The sequence below is a fragment of the Plantactinospora sp. WMMB782 genome, from assembly GCF_049179135.1.
Taxonomy (GTDB): domain Bacteria; phylum Actinomycetota; class Actinomycetes; order Mycobacteriales; family Micromonosporaceae; genus Plantactinospora.
The window spans coordinates 639,797-657,226 of record NZ_JBMHMC010000007.1 but is presented as its reverse complement, the minus strand read 5'-3'; the positions used below and the strand labels follow the sequence as shown (position 1 = coordinate 657,226).

The 17,430-nt window shown below is 70.3% G+C and carries 19 protein-coding genes; 9 read left to right on the top strand and 10 right to left on the bottom strand.

The features are described from left to right. Positions 1 to 37: 37 nt before the first annotated feature. Positions 38 to 682: an NADPH-dependent F420 reductase gene (locus ACN28A_RS04860; RefSeq protein WP_421392756.1), complete on the bottom strand. Its 645-nt coding sequence runs from the start codon at positions 680 to 682 to the stop codon at positions 38 to 40. A 124-nt stretch (positions 683 to 806) separates the two neighbouring features. On the opposite strand from ACN28A_RS04860, the gene ACN28A_RS04855 reads away from it, so the two are divergent. Beyond that, positions 807 to 1,226, top strand: coding sequence for a winged helix-turn-helix transcriptional regulator (locus ACN28A_RS04855; protein ID WP_421392753.1), 420 nt, complete (start codon positions 807 to 809; stop codon positions 1,224 to 1,226). Between the two features lie 133 nt (positions 1,227 to 1,359). Here the strand turns inward: ACN28A_RS04855 and ACN28A_RS04850 are convergent, their stop codons facing one another. Continuing rightward, positions 1,360 to 1,806 carry a hypothetical protein gene (locus tag ACN28A_RS04850; RefSeq protein ID WP_421392750.1) on the bottom strand — a complete coding sequence of 149 codons (447 nt, stop codon included), beginning with the start codon at positions 1,804 to 1,806 and terminating at the stop codon, positions 1,360 to 1,362. Positions 1,807 to 2,294: 488 nt separating this feature from the next. Then, positions 2,295 to 2,801 carry a hypothetical protein gene (locus ACN28A_RS04845; protein ID WP_421392747.1) on the bottom strand — a complete coding sequence of 169 codons (507 nt, stop codon included), beginning with the start codon at positions 2,799 to 2,801 and terminating at the stop codon, positions 2,295 to 2,297. Positions 2,802 to 3,024: 223 nt separating this feature from the next. Between ACN28A_RS04845 and ACN28A_RS04840 the strand changes: the two genes are divergently transcribed. From ACN28A_RS04840 to ACN28A_RS04830, 3 genes are all read left to right on the top strand, one after another. Next, entirely contained in the window at positions 3,025 to 3,963 is a 939-nt protein-coding gene (locus ACN28A_RS04840; RefSeq protein WP_421392744.1) for a helix-turn-helix domain-containing protein, read from the top strand. 48 nt (positions 3,964 to 4,011) lie between these two features. After that, a complete protein-coding gene (locus ACN28A_RS04835) occupies positions 4,012 to 4,389 on the top strand; it encodes a hypothetical protein (protein ID WP_421392741.1) in 378 nt (125 codons plus the stop codon). Between the two features lie 437 nt (positions 4,390 to 4,826). Next, complete coding sequence (locus ACN28A_RS04830; protein ID WP_421392738.1) at positions 4,827 to 5,078, top strand: DUF397 domain-containing protein; 252 nt, start codon at positions 4,827 to 4,829, stop codon at positions 5,076 to 5,078. A 175-nt stretch (positions 5,079 to 5,253) separates the two neighbouring features. Here the strand turns inward: ACN28A_RS04830 and ACN28A_RS04825 are convergent, their stop codons facing one another. Beyond that, positions 5,254 to 5,430 (bottom strand): hypothetical protein, encoded by a 177-nt coding sequence (locus tag ACN28A_RS04825; protein ID WP_421392736.1) that lies wholly within the window; start codon positions 5,428 to 5,430, stop codon positions 5,254 to 5,256. Positions 5,431 to 5,919: 489 nt separating this feature from the next. Beyond that, positions 5,920 to 6,423, bottom strand: coding sequence for a roadblock/LC7 domain-containing protein (locus tag ACN28A_RS04820; protein WP_421392734.1), 504 nt, complete (start codon positions 6,421 to 6,423; stop codon positions 5,920 to 5,922). Positions 6,424 to 6,863: 440 nt separating this feature from the next. Between ACN28A_RS04820 and ACN28A_RS04815 the strand changes: the two genes are divergently transcribed. Together ACN28A_RS04815 and ACN28A_RS04810 are read left to right on the top strand one after the other, a co-directional pair. Continuing rightward, positions 6,864 to 7,217, top strand: a complete 354-nt coding sequence (locus tag ACN28A_RS04815) for a VOC family protein (protein WP_421392732.1) — start codon at positions 6,864 to 6,866, stop codon at positions 7,215 to 7,217. A 34-nt stretch (positions 7,218 to 7,251) separates the two neighbouring features. Beyond that, complete coding sequence (locus ACN28A_RS04810) at positions 7,252 to 8,490, top strand: deoxyguanosinetriphosphate triphosphohydrolase (RefSeq protein ID WP_421392730.1); 1,239 nt, start codon at positions 7,252 to 7,254, stop codon at positions 8,488 to 8,490. A 90-nt stretch (positions 8,491 to 8,580) separates the two neighbouring features. Here the strand turns inward: ACN28A_RS04810 and ACN28A_RS04805 are convergent, their stop codons facing one another. From ACN28A_RS04805 to ACN28A_RS04795, 3 genes are read right to left on the bottom strand one after another with little or no spacing between them, the layout of a single operon-like run. Continuing rightward, positions 8,581 to 9,774 carry a hypothetical protein gene (locus tag ACN28A_RS04805; protein ID WP_421392727.1) on the bottom strand — a complete coding sequence of 398 codons (1,194 nt, stop codon included), beginning with the start codon at positions 9,772 to 9,774 and terminating at the stop codon, positions 8,581 to 8,583. Further along, positions 9,771 to 11,138, bottom strand: coding sequence for a hypothetical protein (locus ACN28A_RS04800; protein ID WP_421392725.1), 1,368 nt, complete (start codon positions 11,136 to 11,138; stop codon positions 9,771 to 9,773). The genes ACN28A_RS04805 and ACN28A_RS04800 overlap by 4 nt, the downstream gene beginning before the upstream one ends. 1 nt (position 11,139) lies before the next feature. Continuing rightward, positions 11,140 to 11,532, bottom strand: coding sequence for a hypothetical protein (locus tag ACN28A_RS04795; RefSeq protein ID WP_421392722.1), 393 nt, complete (start codon positions 11,530 to 11,532; stop codon positions 11,140 to 11,142). Positions 11,533 to 12,234: 702 nt separating this feature from the next. Here ACN28A_RS04795 and ACN28A_RS04790 point away from each other — a divergent pair. Both ACN28A_RS04790 and ACN28A_RS04785 read left to right on the top strand, forming a co-directional pair. Then, positions 12,235 to 12,930, top strand: coding sequence for an SDR family NAD(P)-dependent oxidoreductase (locus tag ACN28A_RS04790; protein ID WP_421392720.1), 696 nt, complete (start codon positions 12,235 to 12,237; stop codon positions 12,928 to 12,930). Positions 12,931 to 12,940: 10 nt separating this feature from the next. Then, positions 12,941 to 14,548, top strand: coding sequence for an MFS transporter (locus tag ACN28A_RS04785; RefSeq protein ID WP_421392717.1), 1,608 nt, complete (start codon positions 12,941 to 12,943; stop codon positions 14,546 to 14,548). Between the two features lie 34 nt (positions 14,549 to 14,582). Here the strand turns inward: ACN28A_RS04785 and ACN28A_RS04780 are convergent, their stop codons facing one another. Both ACN28A_RS04780 and ACN28A_RS04775 read right to left on the bottom strand, forming a co-directional pair. Next, a complete protein-coding gene (locus ACN28A_RS04780; RefSeq protein WP_421392714.1) occupies positions 14,583 to 16,070 on the bottom strand; it encodes a cation:proton antiporter in 1,488 nt (495 codons plus the stop codon). Positions 16,071 to 16,142: 72 nt separating this feature from the next. Beyond that, a complete protein-coding gene (locus ACN28A_RS04775; RefSeq protein ID WP_421392711.1) occupies positions 16,143 to 16,367 on the bottom strand; it encodes a potassium transporter TrkA in 225 nt (74 codons plus the stop codon). Between the two features lie 153 nt (positions 16,368 to 16,520). Here ACN28A_RS04775 and ACN28A_RS04770 point away from each other — a divergent pair, with 153 nt between their 5' ends. Then, on the top strand, positions 16,521 to 17,360 hold the full coding sequence (locus ACN28A_RS04770) for a siderophore-interacting protein (protein ID WP_421392709.1): 840 nt from the start codon (positions 16,521 to 16,523) through the stop codon (positions 17,358 to 17,360). The last annotated feature ends 70 nt before the right edge of the window (positions 17,361 to 17,430 follow it).

Below are 17,430 nucleotides of genomic sequence, written 5' to 3'. Positions count from 1 at the left end.
CCGTTCGCCGCCGGTAGGTCTCGGTGATCGGTGGTCGTCAGCGGGCGACCGCCAGGCCGAACGGCACCGGTCCGAGCGCCGCCACCAGCGGCCGGACCATCAGCACGAAGCTCTCCGGCCACCATGCGGTGGACAGCGCACCCAGGTCGACGATCCACTCCGCCGGCCAGTCAAGCTCAGCCAGCAGGCCGGCGGTGACCGCCTTCGCTGCCCGGTCGTCGCTGGAGAGGAAGACCGACAGCGGTGTCGCGAGGCTGGTCGGAGCGGTCATCAGCTCGGCCGGCCCGACCGTGTTGAGCGTCTTGACGACCCGGGTCTCCGGCAGCGCCCGCTGGATCTCCTCGGCCAGGCTGCCGTCCGGATAGCACAGTGCACCGGCCAGGCCGTCCGGGCCCGGCTCGACCGCGTTGGCGACGTCGACGAGTACCGCGCCGGCCAGGGGCATGCGCAGGGTGCGCAGCACGGCCACCGACACCGCGCCGGGCAGCGCGTTCACGACGATCCCGGCCGAGGCCGCCTCCGCCAGGCCGGTTCGGCGGGGCCCGCCGGCCGAGCCGTCGAGCCAGGGCGGCGGACGGTCCGGATCGCGGACTCCCACCCGTACCTGGTGGCCGGCCTCGTGTAGCCGGGTCGCCAGCGCCCGGCCCACGTTGCCGGCGCCGAGAATTCCGATCGTGTCCATTCGTGCCTCTCCGTCCCGGGTCGTCCGGCGGCCGCTGGTCACGCCGCCTTCGCCAAAGCTAGGTTCGGCGGGCAGGACCCGGAAGTAGGCACCTTCCGGTGCCCAAGGTACGCGGAGGTAGCCGATGACCACCCAGACCGCCACGCAGCGCCGGGCGCGGAACCGGGCCGACCACCGGGAACGGCTGGCGAACTGCCCGACCCAGCGGGTGATCGCGGTACTCGCCGACAAGTGGGTCGCCCTGGTGTTCAAGGAACTCGCCGACGGTCCCCGGCGCTCCGCCGAGCTGGCCCGGGCGATCGCCGGGGCGAGCCAGAAGATGCTCACCCAGACCCTGCGTGGACTGGAACGCGACGGCCTGGTCGCCCGGACCGTCGAGCCGGCGGTTCCGGTACGGGTCGGCTACCGGCTGACGGAACTGGGCCGGAGCCTGCTGCCGGTGCTGGCCGGGATCACCGGGTGGGCCGACCGGCACGCCGCCGACATCGACCTGTCCCGCCGCCGCTACGACGCCGGGCTGTCCGCGCCGACGCCCGCCACCTGAGCTGTCAGCTGGTTCGGCGCGCCCTGCCCGACGAATCGGTCCGCGCCGCCGCCGGATCGGCACGCCTGCGGCACCTCCCGCGGTGACCGGCACCCGCCGGCCACCGCGGTGCACCCTCGGGCCCGGCGGACCGCTAGGCGGTGTGGTTGCAGTCCGTGGTGAGCCAGTACAGCGTCTCCGTGTAACTCAACCCGTCGTCTGTTGTCCAGGTCTGCAGGGTGAGCCTCATCTGTCCACCGAGGCAGGTGTCGAAATGGGTGGTCCCGTTGTTCGCCGACATTGCCTTCAAGAGCACCCAGGAACCGCCCGCATTGCGGTCTATCACCACGCTGACGTTATATCCGTCCCCGGTGTAATCGCTGAGCGAGAAGCGGTTCTGGCTGTGCGTGTGATGGCCGTACGAGAAGTTGCCGCGCGGGTTGCCGAGGCTGTCGTACATCCGGGTTGTCTGGGCCTCGTCGTGCCCGAACGCTGGTCGGCCCGTGGAGAACACCAGAAGTGTCGGCAACATCAGAAGTGCGGTTAATGCCGACAGCGCGGCGCGCAGCCCACGGTTTTTCCTGACGGTACCTGTCGTCATAGCTCTACCCATCGTCACGCCGACTCGATGTCGGCTATTTCCGGACTCTGCGCGCAGGACGGCGCGCGTGCGGTTTCCATGACTTTTGCCTACCTTGATGCGTGTGCCTCGTCAAATCCGGACGATGGGCGATACCGAGCCGAACAGGCAGTCTGTAAACCTGGTGAACAGTGGTGGAAATTGCGCTTGGCCAGCGGGCGGGCGCATCGGGACCTCGTACGGTTCGTGCGGTTCCCGCCCTAGCGGACGCGGCAAATGTGTGATCTTGCAGGTGCGACGACGCAGATCCAGTCCCGGGTCTGCTCATCGATCCGTCTCAGTGCGCCCCCTCTCCATGTTGGGGACAGCGCATCGAACCCTCGCTCGTTGAACGCGTGGATCACGTCGCGGACGTAATCCTCGGTGAGCTTCAGCAGGTGGGCGTGCCCGGCACCGGCTGCCCCTGGGCCGACATCAACACCACGGGTGGCGCACCGCAGCGACGGACACTAGCCCAGCATGATCTGTGTCAGGACACCTAGCACGGCGCCGAGGACAAAGGTCCACCATGCGGTGCGGTTGCCGGATCGCCGCAAGGCGTCGAGCTGGAGACCGAAACTGTCAAGCCGCTCGTGCAGCGCGATCGCGTCGGGCTGCGGGCGGGCGTTCTGCGGACGGGGCCCCTGTTTGGGTACCTCCCCGAAGGCGGCCGCCAGGGTGTTCGCCGCCCGTTCGAGCCCGATCGTCGTCCGCCGGGCGAGGTCCTGGGTAACGATTAGGCTGCGCGTGGCGAGAGCGCCTACAGCCGCGGCGATAGCTGTGGCCACCAGTAGGAGAAGGGTGCGCCCCCACGAACTGGTGCCGAGCGGTGCGTCGATGGCCAGGGCCAGATTGATCGCGAGACCGACCGCCGCACCTCCCGCCGCGAGAGCGAGAACAGTGGGAGTGAAGCGCGCCCTGGGTCGGAGTGCGGGCAGCGGCGGGCCAACGTCCACTGCGCTCTCCTTTGTGTCCATACCGAGGACGGTACCGCCTGTCGGTGTCACGCTCAACCTCGCGGTCTGCTGGTTCCCAATATGCTGGATCACAGTCTGCTACCTCGCAAATTGGAGGCTCACCGTACGGATTGGTAGAGGTCCATTTAGGTCATATTTGTCCAGTCTGAACCTACGCCTGCGTGAGCTGGATCACCTGAGGGACGGTAGCCCCTGTTTTGGAGGTAGCGACACTGCACGTAGCATGTTGGTGTACAGCGCTTTTGTCGATCTCTACGAAGGTCCCCCCATGATCAAGAATGCTGACCCTGAAGTGCAGCGGCGTCGTCTTCGAGTCGCGCTCCGTGACTTTCGGCAGTCGTTGAAGCTGACTCAGAAACAGGTAGCGCTCGCGTTGGATTGGTCGCCGTCGAAGCTGCTGCGCATCGAAACCGGCGAGTCGAGTATCTCGGTGAGTGATCTGACCGCTCTGTTGGCGCACTACGGCGTTACCGACCCCGACCGAGTGCAATCGCTGGTGGACACGGCCAAGGTGGCGAAGCGTCAGACTTGGGCGTCTTACCGTGACATCATGAGTCCAGCTCTGCTTACGTACCTGGGTTACGAAAGTTCGGCATCGTTGATCCGACAGTTCCAGCCACTCGTGATTCCAGGTCTGCTGCAGACCGAGGAGTATGCGAGGGCGATCATTCGGGCCCACTCGCCCAAGGCGCGGTCCGAGGCGGATATCGAGCGGCTCGTCCAAGCCCGTATGGAGCGTCAGGAACTGCTCACCCGAGAGGACCCGCCCGAGCTCTTCTGCATCATGGACGAAGCCGTGGTCCGTCGCGCCGTCGGTAAGGGCGGCGTCATGGCTCGTCAACTCGAGCGGCTCAAGCAGCTCGGGGAGCATCCCAATATCAATATTCAGATCGTCCGCTTTGGAGCTGGCGAGCATCCCGGCATGCTGGGGGCGTTTACCATCCTGGACTTTCCGGATGCGGTCGATGATGACCTGGTCTACCTGGAGAGCGGACGAGGAGAGACGATCAGTGGCCAGGAGGGCGTAACCCCCTACATCGAAATGTTCTTCGAACTTGAGGATCTGGCGACGCCAAAGGCCAGGTTCAACGACGTCATGGACGAGATGATCAGCAGCGTCACCGGGCCGGCAACGTACAGCGAGCCGGTTCCGACGGCCTGACAAGACCAGACAGCGGTTCGCGGAGGGACGAGGATGGCTTCCTCGCACATGTCAGAGGAGCAGGTGGAACGGCGGGCTGTCCCCGATCCCGCCGCGAACCGGAACGTCGAGCGGCTCGCCTTGGACGGAGGTGTCCGGCGAAAGACATGGAGTCGCCTCGACTGGCGTGCGTTGGTACTGGTGCTTACGCCGTTGATGAGCCTGGTCGTGGTGGTGTTCTACCTGCGGCTCGACCCGGGACGTTGGCTGTCCGCCGCGCTCGTCATGGCGGCGATCGCGGTGGTATCTACGCTGCAGTCCCGGCTCCGTCGTGGGGTGTCAACGCTGACCAGGACGATGTTTCGACGGAAAGCGTTGCACCAACCATCGGAGTCCCAGCCGCATGAGGAGGCCTGCGACGAGGATCAGTATGCTAGCGATCGTTAGCTCGGTCGGTTGGGAGAGATCTTTGTCCACCATGGCGGCAGCCTCACCCGACGCGGCGGACAACCCGACGACGATCGGCCCGATGACGAGCACGTATGCCAGCTGCTGAATAATGTTGGGTTGGTCGCCGTCACGCTGAGGGCTCTCCGACGGACGGGGGGCCGCGACTCGTGAGTCTTTCGGCATGGATCACTCCTCACGTCTCGCGCGTCATGCGGCCAGGCAATGTTCGGTGCCTCATCCTGCCTGCGGGCCTGGGGCAGTCGCATCCTAGCATCCAACGTCATGCATAACTGGACATGTCGCCCATACGAGTAGCCTCTCGCCGTTATGATCGTGCGCGGTGTAGCCGCGATATATAACAATGTCTATACTTTGATTGCTCGTGGTTGACGAGCCTGGACTGGCTGCGCGGCGACTCGAATCGTCCCCGGGGCGTGACCGGGTGGATCGGGGGCCTCGCTGGATGTGGGGAGACCTTGGTGTTGAAGGCGACGCAACCACTTGTCTGGCATAAAAGCACGCGCAGTGCGGGGGGCGAGTGTGTGGAGGTTTCGATCGACGAGAATCATGTTTATGTGCGTGATTCAAAAGCGCAGGCGGTAGTGCTCTCCTTCGATCGCGCTCGGTGGGCGATGTTTCTGTCGCCGATGCGAACGACGAGGTTTCCATCGGATCCTTGCGCGTGAGCTGCCCCTTGCTTCTCCTCAAGTAGGGAGACGCTCTCGGCTGGGGGCCAGTCGTCGGGGTAGCTGACGAGTTGGCGCCACGCCCGACGACACCAGCCCGACAGGCGGCTTGGCGGTGGTGATCACACCTGCAGCAGTTGCCGCATACGCGATAAGTCCGGATCGACCAGGGAGATCAAAGATGTCGATCGGGAAGGCTGGCGGGCAGGACCGAACCGAGCGCCTCCACCTTCGTGATCGTGGCCGCGTCGCTGGCCGGGCGAAAGCGGCCGAGAGGCTTCGCGCCGAGGGCTTCACCGGTCGAATCGTGCTGGTCGGCGAGGAATCGAGTCACCGTACGAACGACCGCCACTGTCCAAACGGCACCTGCTCGGCACCGATCTTTTAGAAAGGCGTTCGTGTACGAGCCGGTACGCCGAGCACCGGACCGAACTGCTGCTGGAGGCGCTGCGCCACCGCCCTCGATGCGGCGGGCGGACGCTGAACTTGGAGGGCGCCGAGCCGCTGCGCTACGAGAAGCTGCTGCTGGCTACCGGCTCCCGGGTGCGTACCCCTCGACGTGCCCGACGCTGACCTGCCGCAGGTCGAGTTACCTGCGGACCGTCGAGCACGCCGACGTACTGCTGCGGCGTGCTCCGATCGCGGCCGGGTGGTGGGGCCCGCTGGATCGGCCTGGAGGTGACCGTCGCAGCCCGTAGCCACAGCTGCCCGGTCACCGTCATCGACCGGGACGATGTGCCGCTGCTCCGGTTGATCGGGCCCGAGGGCGGGCGCTCTTCTTCGACCTGCACCTCGCGCATGGCGTCGACTTTGGTTCTGCCATCCGGCGGTCCGGCGGTCCCTACTGCCGGCCGGGGGAGCGCCGGCCGCCGGGGGAGGACCAGAGGCCGGCGGGAAGCGCGGCCATCGGAGTACGGGTGGCCAGGGGTGCGTCCGGGTCGGTGGCCGGCGGGATCGCGGTCGCCACCGTCGGCTGTCGGAGGGCGTCCCAGAGCGCGCCGAGTCGCTGGGCGGCCTGCCGGGCCTCGGCGTGCAGCCGTGCCAGGTCGGTGTCCGGATGGACGACGGTCAGGATCCCGTTCTCGCCGGCCGGATAGACGACCACGCAGCCGTCCGCGCCCCGGACCACCGACTCCCGCAGCGGCCCGTCCCCGACCAGCTGGGCGAAGCGGTCACCGATGCCGAGGTTGGCGGCCGAGAGGGCGGCGACGTGGTGCGGATCTGTCCCGGGCAGGTCGCCGGCGATCAGCAGCCCGTCCACGGCGGCCAGCAGGGCACCCGATATCTCCGGCACGGCGCGCCGCAACCGGTGCAGTTCGGCCAGCAGGGCGGCATCAGTGTTCACTGGTGACTCTCCTTCGGCGTTGGTCCGTGCCGCTGGACTTTGCTCGGTGCCGTCGCTTTTCCGCCGGTGGCCTCGTTGCCGGTCGACGTCGCCGGGTGCCCTCCGGGAGTCGCTGCCGGGTGCTCGTCCGGCCCGACCCGCCTGGTTCGGGGCGTCGAGGGGAGCGCCGCCCGCTACTCGCCGATCACCCTCGCCGTCGGTGGTTCCGGTCCGGTGACCTACCGACTCCGGCACGCTACACCGAGCAAGGTCTCGGCGTCGTCCCGTGACGATCGGCAATCGTGCGACAACTCTCGGCTGTTCGGCTGTTGTGCATCCAGACGCAGGTCAACCGCGTAGTGTGTCGGAGCGTCCGACGGCGCGCCGAGCCGGGAACCCGGGCGTAACCTGATCGACACCCGAACGTCGTTTCCCTCGTGACGAGTGACGGAGTGTGGCCCATGGGCAGCGTGTGGGAGAACCTGGTGGTCGACGCGGCCGATCCGGCCCGGCTCGCCCGCTGGTGGGCCGAGGCACTCGGCTACCAGATCGTCAACGAGCTGCCGGACGAGGTCGAGATCCGCCGGACCCCGGAGACGCTGCCCGGCCTGGTCTTCGTGCCGGTGCCGGAGGGCAAGGAGACGAAGAACCGGCTGCACATCGACCTGCGCCCGGCCGACCGGGAGGCCGAGGTCGAGCGGCTGGTCAACATGGGCGCCCGGCACGTCGACGTCGGGCAGACGCCGGACGTGGGCTGGACGGTGCTGGCCGACCCGGAGGGCAACGAGTTCTGCGTACTCGCCCAGCGGGGTTGACGGGGGCGGGGTCGCCCGGGTGAGGATCGGTGACGTGCGCAGTCAGCCCGACGCGGAGCGCCGGGTGGCCGAGCCGGCGAAGGACAGCGGCTACGGGCGGAGCCCGTACCAGCGGGACCGCGCCCGGGTGCTGCACTCGGCGGCGTTCCGGCGGCTGGCCGCGAAGACCCAGGTGCACACCGCCGGCACCGACGACTTCCTCCGGACCCGGCTCACCCACTCGCTGGAGGTCGCCCAGATCGCCCGTGAGATGGGCGGCCGGCTCGGTTGCGACCCCGACATCGTGGACGTGGCCGGGCTGGCGCACGACCTCGGGCACCCGCCGTTCGGGCACAACGGCGAGGCCGCGCTCGACATGCTCACCGCCGACTGCGGCGGCTTCGAGGGCAACGCGCAGACGTTGCGGGTGCTGACCCGGCTGGAAGCCAAGGTGTACGGTCCGGACGGCACCTCCGCCGGGCTCAACCTGACCCGGGCGGCCCTGGACGCCGTCTGCAAGTACCCGTGGCCACGCCGTTCGGGGCAGCGCAAGTTCGGGGTGTACGCCGACGACGCCGACACCTTCGACTGGCTGCGCCGGGGCGCCCCGGACGGCGACGTACGCTGCCTGGAGGCCCAGGTGATGGACTGGGCCGACGACGTGGCGTACTCGGTGCACGACGTCGAGGACGGCATCCACGGCGGCTACCTGCGGCTGCGCCTGGTTCAGCTGCGGGGCGACGCCGACGAGCGGGCGGCACTCTGCGCCGACGTCGCCGGACGGTACTCGACCGAGTCGGCGGACTACCTCGCCGAGGTGCTCTCCGGGCTGCTCGCCGACCCGGTGCTCGCCCCGCTGCGCGACTACGACGGCAGTCACCGGGCGCTGGCCGCGTTGAAGGCGAGCACGAGCGTGCTGACCGGACGCTTCGTCGCGGCGGCGGTCGAGGCGACCGAGCGGCGGCACGGCACCGGCCCGCTGCGCCGGTACGCCGCCGAACTCGTCGTACCCCGGCGGATCCGCGCCGAGTGTGCGCTGCTCAAGGGGATGGCGCTGCGCTACGTGATGCGGCGCCCCGGTGCCCGCCAGTGGTACGAGCGGCAGCGGGAGATCCTGACCGAGCTGGTGACGGCGCTGCTGAACCGGGCACCGGACGCGCTCGACCCGGTCTTCGCGCCACTGTGGAAGGCGGCACCGGACGACGCCGCCCGGCTTCGCGTGGTGGTCGACCAGGTCGCCTCGCTCACCGACCCGGCGGCGGTCGCCTGGCACCAACGGCTCGGCGCCGGCTGACCGCGACCGCGTTCCGACCGGCTGACCTGTACCGCGTCCCGACCGGCTGACCGCGACCGTGCCGTCCGCTGCCGGTTGGCCGCGACCACGTCATCCGGTGAAGGTGAACGTCTCCGTCACCATCAGGTCGAACTTCTTCAGCAGGTCTGCCGCGCCGGGCTGCTTCGGCGCGCTCTCGTAGGCGATCGTGTAGACCCGGCCGTTGGCCGGCAGGACGTACCGGACGACCACGCTGCCCTCGATGCCCCGCCCGCTGAGTTCATCCTCGACCATGACGGCGGAGTGCCGCTTGCCGGCGACGCCGCCGACGGTGACGTCCCGGACCTCGATGTCGTCGAAGCTCTCCTCGTCGTAGGGCCCGCTGAACGCCTGGTCGGGTTCGTCGACCCGGATCCAGACGAGGTAGAAGAAGAAGTCGGTGCCCAGGCAGCCGGGCAGCAGGTCGGGGGTGTGCGCCAGCCAGACGCTCGACTCGCACTCCTGCACCAGCCACTCGGGCGGATGGCGCAGCGAGTAGGCCTGCCCGGCGTTCCGGTACGGCTTCCAGTCGGCGGTGGGGTCCGGGGTGGGGATCGCCACCGGAGCGGCGTCGGGCGAGCGCGGGATGGTGAACTGCTTGAGCACGGCGGTGAGATCGTCGGCGGTTTCCGGGAAGGTCGGCTCCGGCGCGCCGGTGGCCGAGGCCACCTGGGTCAGCACCGGGCGCTGCTCGGCCGGCACCTGGTAGCCGACGAACCTGAAGTCGAGGTCGAGTCCGGCTTCGCCGACCCGGTCCCGGATCGCGGCGGCCACCTTGGCGGGGTCGGGGTCGCACCCGTCGACGCCGTGCCGGGAGACCACCACGATCCGGTTGCCCTTGCTGCCCCGGAAGGGGTACGGGTCGGCGAAGTCGTCGATCGCCGCGAGGATGCCGGCGAGCAGCGTCGGCTGGCCGTCCGGGGTGAGCCCGCGTACCGCCCCGGCGATCTCCGAGGCCCGGCCGGTGCCGACCGCCACCACCTGCGCGGTGTTGCCGGCGTCGGCGCAGCGACCGCCGAACCGGCGCAGCGACAGCGCGTCGTCGTCGGCGGAGTTCTGCGCCGCGGCGCCCACCGCGGCGGCGATCTCGGCGAAGTCGCCGCCCTCCGGATCCACCGAGGTGTCGACGAGCAGCGCGGTGCGGTATTCCGGAATGGAGCGGACCACCAGGAAGGCACCGACCCCGAGCACGGCGACGACAACCACCGCCACCGGCAGCAGGTAGCGCCGCCGACGTCCACCCGGGCGGTCGGGGACGGTGCTCATCGGGTACTCCTCGGAGCCTTGGCGCGGAGCGCGGCCAGTGCCTCGTTCATCGCCTGCACCTCGTTGTTGTAGTCCGTGGCGACCCGCTCGAAGGCGGCGTGTTTCGATCCCAGCGGTGTGCCGGACCGGGCGGTTCGCACCAGCTCGTCGGCGGATTTCACCACCCGTTGCTGCTGGGCGCGGAGCCGGGACGCCCGGGCGTGGATGTCCCGGGCCGTCGCGTTCCTGGCCCTGCCCTGGAGGTCCTCGAACTCGGTGTCGGTGCTCGCGATGGCGGTGCGGGCCCGGTCCAGGGTGCGCTCGGCCGTGTCCAGCCGTCCGGTGCCGACCGCCGCCACCGCGCTGTTGACCTGTTCGACGGTGGGGTTGAGGATGTCGACGATCTCCTCGGCGTTGCGGAGTACCGGCTCGATGTTGGTGAACCAGTCCAGGGCCGCGTCCAGTTGCCCGGGGGTGTCCACGAACATCGGATCCGGGGCGCCGGCACCGCTGGCGAGTCGGGTGAGCTGCTCCTGCTGGTCGTCCCGCACCTGGTAGCCGATCATCCGGAACTCGATGGCCAGGCCGGCGGCCCGGATCCGGCTGCTGATCTGCTGCTGGACGAACGCGGTGTCACTGTCACAGGCGTCGGTGCCGTTGCGGGTGACCACGATGATCCGGTTGACCTGCTTGGCCCGCTGGGCGAAGGGCTTGGAGAAGTCGGCGACGGCCTCGACGATGCCGCGCTGCAGCGTCGCCCGGGCGCCCTGGTCGATGCTGCCGACCGCGTCGGTGATCTCCTGCCGGTTGCCGGTGCCGAAGCCGACCAGTTGGCTGGTGTTGTCCTGCGCGCCGCACTCGCCACCGAAGCGGCGCAGCGCCAGCGCGTCGCTGTCACCGGAGTTGTCGACCACCTTCCTGAGCGAGTCGGCGATGGTGGCGACGCCCTCGGCGGTGCCGGCCGCGGTGGTGTCGATCAGGAACTCGGTCTTGTAGGTAGGCGCGAACTGCGGGAGTACCCAGGTAACGGTGAGCACACCGGCACCGGCGAGTACGACCAGCGCCAGGGTGCTCAGCAGGGCTGTCCGGACGCTGCGGGGCAGGTTCAGCCGGAACACGTTGCGCTGCCGGCCGTGGTCGCCGATCAGCACTCCCTGAGCGTGCCGCAGGTCGATCGGGCCCGGCTGCCCCGGCACGCCGGCACCCCGGCGCGGCCCGTCCGGCTCCGGCGACGCGCCTGCCGGCCCGGCCGGCGTACCGGCGGACTCGGCCTGCGTGCTGTCGGGTGTGGGTCGCGTGGTGTCGGCTGTGGGTCGCGTGCCGGTGGGTGCGGGATGCGTGCCGGTCGGCTCGGGCCCGGCGGCGCCCTCGGGTCGAGCTGCCATGTCAGGAGAACGTGTTGGTCTGGGTGCCGTGATCGCCCAGGTAGACACCCTGGGCGCCGCGCAGGTCCGTGCTGTATCGCGCGGCCGACTCTCCGCTGGCCGGGAAGGTCAGGGCGAGCACCCGGAGCGCCGCCTCGGCCAGGTCGCGGTCGTGACCGGCACCCGCCGTGGTCAACTCGGCCACCAGCCGGCCGTACTGGCCCACCGGATCGGCACGGTAGGCGTCCACGACCTCCGCGCCGGGACCGTCGTCGCCGTGGCCGCCGCCGAGTCGGCGGCGCACCAGGGCGACCAGGCCGGTGTAGGCATCCTGGACGGCCGTCGACGCGGCACCGGAGACCCCGGCCGCGGCACCGGCCACCAGAGCGGTCACCACGACGGTGATGGGATCCATCAGATCAGGCTCCTGTTGCGAGACTGGCGGAGGCGGGATTCGTGCTGCCGGCGGGGCGGTTCGCAAGAAAACGAATGGCGGATCTGGCATCTGCCCGCACCGGAGGTGTCCGGGAAAAGCATTTCGGTAGCTGCTCGTCGTCAGGGTCGGTCGCCGGACGGGAATCGTCGACCAGGTCAATGGTTTATCAGTCCAATGTGGGCGGTCAAGCTCCCTGACGCCAACCTGACAGGAGGTGTCCGAAGGTGGCAGGCGTCAGGTCGTTGGTCCGGCACGGGTCGGCCGAACGGGGAATGCCGCACCGGCAGGCGGTCGAAGAAAATGCCGCACCGGCAGGCGGTCGAAGAAAATGCCGTATCGGCAGGCGGTCGCAGAATGGGCGCCAGGTGAGGGTGTCGCCGCCCGGATGCCTGGCCGGCCGGGTCGCGGGAAACGCCGCCGGAGGTGGAATCCCGAACCAGCGAATTCTGCGCCCGGACCCGCCGACCGGACTGACCTGGACCGACCTGCTGCCGCGCCGGGTCCCCACCTGACAGGACGAGCTGGTTCCGATAGCCGACCCGGTGTCCGGATTCGCCGGCCGATCGAGGCGGGTCGTGGCCGTGCCCGGCTCCGATTGGCCGATCATGGCCGCACGTGCCGGCCCCAGGTGGAAACCTCCTTGGTAGGACCGCGTCGTCGAGGTGAGAACCGGAGTGGATCATGGATTCCAGGACGTTCGTGGTGGACGGCGGCACCAGCGGGCTCGGGCTGGAGGTCGCCCGGATCCTCGCCGCCGACCACCGGGTCGTGATCCTCGGCAACGTACCCGGGGAGGTGTCCCGGACCCGTGACGAACTGGGCTGCGACGGCATCGTCTGCGACATGTCCCGCAGCGACCAGGTCCGGGACGCGTTGGCGGAGGTCGTCGACCGGTACGGCCCGATCGACGGCCTGGCGCACTGCGCGGCGATCTGGGCCGGCGGCCGGCTGGAGGAGCTCTCCCCGGAGACGATCCGCCAGGCGGTCGAGGTGAACGTACTCGGCACGGCGTACCTGCTGCACGAGGCGCTGCTGCGGATGCGCGAGCAGGGGTACGGCAACATCGTCTACGTCAGCGCGCTCGCCACCGACGTGCCGCGGCCGGGCATCCCGCTCTACCGGGCGACGAAGAGCTTCGGCACCAGCCTGGTCGAGTCGCTGGCCGAGGCGCAGGGCACAAACAGCATCAAGGTGATGGAGATCCACCCCGGCCCGATGCCCACCAGGCTCCAGGAGCGGGTCGGCGCCGAGTTCCTCGACACGGTCTACGCCGAGCCGGCGCAGGTGGCGACCGAGGTCGTCCGGCTGCTGCTGCTCGGCGGCGACGACCTGTACGTCTCCGGCCAGCGGGTGCTCCGCGCCGACGGGCGTTGGTGACCGACCGGCGATGGTCAGCGCCGGGCCGGCGTCCGCCGAGCCGCCACCCTCGGCATGGGCGCCCCTGCGGGTGGCGACCTACCGCAACCTCTGGGTGGCGATGCTCGTCGCCAACATCGGCACCTGGATGCAGACCGTCGGCGCGCAGTGGCTGCTGATCGACGAGCGGAACGCCTCCACCCTGGTCGCCCTGGTGCAGACCGCGAGTACCCTGCCGATCCTGCTGCTCGCCCTCCCGGCCGGCGCCCTGGCCGACACGCTCGACCGGCGGCGGCTGCTGATCGCCGTGCAGTTCTTCATCGTCGGGGTGGGGGTGGCGCTCACCCTGCTCACCGTGACCGGGCGGATGCCACCGGCGCTGCTGCTCACCCTCACCTTCGCCTTCGGGGTCGGGCAGGCGCTCACCCTGCCGGCCTGGGCCGCGATCATCCCCGACCTGGTGCCGCGCGACCTGTTGCGGTCCGCCTCCGGGCTCGGCTCGATAAGCGTGAACGTGGCCCGCTCGGTAGGCCCGGCGGTGGCCGGGCTGCTGATCGCCAGCCTCGGGGTACCGCTGGTCTTCGCCCTCAACACCCTGGCCTTCCTCTTCTTCGCGCTGACCCTGCTCCGCTGGCAGCCCGGCAACTCCCGCTCGGTCGAGGTGCCGGAACGGTTCACCGCCGCGCTCCGGGCCGGCGGCCGGTACGTCCGGCACTCGCCGATCGTGCAGCGGCTGCTCTTCCGGGCGCTGCTCTTCCTGGTCCCCGGCAGTGCGCTCTGGGCGCTGCTGCCGCTGATCGCCAACCGGCGGCTCGGCCTCGGCGCCGGCGGGTACGGCATCCTGCTCGCCGCGCTCGGTGCCGGGGCGGTGGTCGGCGGCCTGGTGCTGCCCTGGGTCCGGTCCCGGTTTCCGCCGAACCTCTTCCTGCTGGCCGCCGGGCTCACCTACGGGGCGGCCATGCTGGTGGTGGCGCTGGTTCCGGTCGAGGCGGTGGTGCTGGTCGCCCTGGTCCCGGCCGGCCTGGCCTGGGTGACGGTACTGGCCAACCTCAACGCCGAGATGCAGCTCTTCCTCCCCGGCTGGGTACGCGCCCGCGGCCTCGCCGTCTACCAGGTGGTGTTCGCGGGCGGGCAGGCGGTCGGCGCGCTCGTCTGGGGTGTCGGCGCCGACGTGGCCGGCCTGGTCCTGGCGTTCCTCGTCGCCGCGGTGCTGATGATCCTCGGCGCGCTTACCGTGCGGATGTGGCCGCTGCCGGACCTGCGGGCCGTGGAGCACGACCCGGCGACGCACTGGCCCGACCTCGACCTGGTGCACGAGCCGGACCCGAGCGTCGGGCCGGTGATCGTGGTGCTGACGTACACGGTTCGCCAGGAGCGGCGGGAGGAGTTCGTCGCGGCGATGGAGGAGGTCCGGGCTGCGCGGCAGCGCACCGGCGCGTCACGCTGGGGCCTGTTCCGGGAGGGCGAGTCGGCGGACCTGTTCGTGGAGGTCTACGAGCTGCCGTCCTGGGACGAACACCTGCGCCAGCACGGCGGCCGGCTGACCAAGGCGGACCAGGCCGCCGAACTGCGGGCACTGGAGTGCGCCGACGGGATACCGCAGGTGAGCCACCTGCTGCCGGCCCAGGCCAACCCCTGACGGTGCTGGTCGCCAGCCGTCAGTTGGCCGGGGCTCAGGATTCCACCGGCTCTCTCGGGCCGATCGGCTCGCGCACCAGCGCGCCGTCGACGTAGCAGTACTGCCAGTCCTCGCGCGGCTCGAGCGAGCGGATCAGCGGGTGTCCGGTCCCGGAGAAGTGCGCGGTCGCGTGCCGGCCCGGCGAGTCGTCGCAGCAGCCGACCGTGCCGCAGGTCAGGCACATCCGCAGGTGCACCCACTCCTCTCCGGCGTCCACGCACTCCTGGCAGGCGTCGGCGTCGGTCTCGGTGATCTGGATCCGGTCGAGGTGCGTGCAGGCGGTGCTCATGGTCTCCTCGCGGACGTACCGGAAGCGGGACCGGAGCAGCTGGTCCGGGATGATCCGGGCCAGGTAGCGGGACTGCGCCGCGAACATCGGGCTGAGTACCGCCAGGACCAGCACGTAGAGCGCGACGAACGGGCCGATCCGGCCGTCCAGCCCGGCGCCCAGCGCCAGGGTGGCCAGGATCAGCGAGAACTCGCCCCGGCCCAGCATGGTCAGCCCGACGTTCGCCGCTCCGCGCTGGTTGAACCCGAAGAGCCCGCTGGTGATCAGGCCGGAGCTGACGTTCGTCAGGATGGTGACCGCGACCGCGATCGCCACCGGTACGGCCACCGAGCCGAGCGCCCCGACGTCGATGCTCAGCCCGAAGCCGACGAAGAAGACGGCGGCGAAGACGTCCCGCAGCGGCAGGACCAGTCGCTCGACCCGTTCCCGCAGGGCGGTCCGGGCGACGACGAGGCCGATCATCAGCGCCCCGATCGCGTCCGAGACGCCCACCTCCGCCGAGAGCCCGGCGACCAGCACCACCAGCCCGACCATCCCGATGGCCAGCAGTTCGTCCTCGCGACTGCCGATCAGCGCGCCGATCGCCCGGGCGCCCCACTTCGCCACCGCGACCAGCAGCAGCAGGTAACCGAAGCTCATCCCGATGTGCAGCGCGATGTCGGCCGGGGTGGAGGCGCCGGCCAGGATCGGCGAGAGCAGCGCCAGGTAGAGGGCGAGGAAGAGGTCCTCGATCACGATGATGCCGAGAATGATCGGGGTCTCGGCGTTGGCCAGCCGGCGCAGCTCGATGAGCAGCTTGGTGGCGATCGCCGAGGAGGAGATGCCGAGCGCCCCGGCGATCACGAACGCCTCGGAGGTGCCCCAGCCGAGGGCGAAGCCGAACACCAGGCCGGCTCCGACGTTCAGCCCGATAGCGCAGCCGGCGGCGATGAAGAGCCGCTTCCCGCTGCCGAAGACCTGGCGTACCGGGAACTCGACGCCGAGGTTGAACAGCAGGAGCACCAGGCCGATGGCGGCGAGCAGGGCCAGGTCCTCGGGGTGGGCGACGAGTACCGGGCCGGGGGTGGCCGGGCCGAGCAGGATCCCGGTCAGCATGAAGAACGGCACGCTGGGCAGGCCGATCCGGCGGCCGGCCCGGGCCAGCAGGCCGGCGACCAGGACGATCGCGCCGAACCCGATCAGGTCGGCGTGCATGGGGTCTCCAATCGGGTGGCGTCGCGTCCGGTAGGTGGCCCGGGGTGATGTCAGGCGTGGCGGGGTGTGCCGTCAGGCGAAGAAGGTGCCGGCGAGTACGGCGCCGACCTTGCGGGACTGCTCCTCGGAGAGTTCGACAACGGCGGTGGGCTCGTCCGAGCGGGAGGTGAAGACGTAGAGATCGCGGGTGCCGTCCCGGCGTACCACCACCGAGACGCGGGTGCCGCCGTGCCCGAGGTCGATGTCGTAGCGCTTGCCGATGCCCGGCAGCTCCTGCACGTGTACGCCCTGGCCCATAACCTCTCCCCAGACGTGGCCGTCCCCCACGGGCGGGCCGAGGGTCGGCGACCGGCCGGTCAGGGGTGATCCGTGCCGCAAGCCTACGTCCCGGGCCGGCGGGTCGACGGACCCCGGCCTGCGGGATCCGCCAACTTAGGCTAGCCTAATCTAATGGCGGAAAGTTCGAACGGTTCCGGAGTCCGGTATGCCACCGTACTGCGCACGTCGTGGCTCACCCCGCACATGATCCGGGTGGTGCTCGGCGGGGACGGGCTGGCCGGGTTCGCGGCCGACACCTACGCCGACCACTACGTCAAATTGATCTTCCCGCCGGCCGGCGTCGACTACCCGGTCCCGCTCGACCTCGACCTGGTCAGACGCGAGCTGCCCCGCGAGCAGTGGCCCCGGCTGCGCACCTACACCGTGCGGGCCTGGGACGCGGCCGCCCGGGAGCTGACCCTGGACTTCGTCTACCACGGCGACGAGGGGCTGGCCGGCCCGTGGGCGGCGGGCGCCCGCCCCGGCGACCGGGTGATGTTCCGGGGGCCCGGCGGGGCGTACGCGCCGGACCCGCTGGCCGACTGGCACCTGCTGGTCGGCGACGAGAGCGCCCTGCCGGCGATCGGCGCGGCGCTGGAGCGGCTGCCGCACGGCGTACCCGCCCGGGTCTTCGTCGAGGTCGCTGGCCCGGCCGAGGAGCAGCACCTGGCCACCAAGGCGGACGCCGAGATCGTCTGGGTGCACCGGGCCGGCCGGGTCGTCGGCGAGGCCCTGGTCGAGGCGGTACGCGCGGCCACCTTTCCGCCGGGCGGGATGCACGCCTTCGTGCACGGCGAGGCGTACTTCGTCCGGGAGCTGCGCCGGATGCTCCGCGCCGAGCTGCGGGTGCCGAAGGAGCGGCTCTCCGTCTCCGGCTACTGGCGGCGCGGCGACGACGACGAGAGCTGGCGCTCGGCCAAGGCCGACTGGAACCGGCAGGTCGAGGCCGAGGAGTCCGCGACGGTCGGCTGAAGTCCTGTCGCAGCCTCTCCGTCGGCGGCAGTCGCCGCGTCTGCACCGGTGGCAGTGCCCTTCCGGCGCA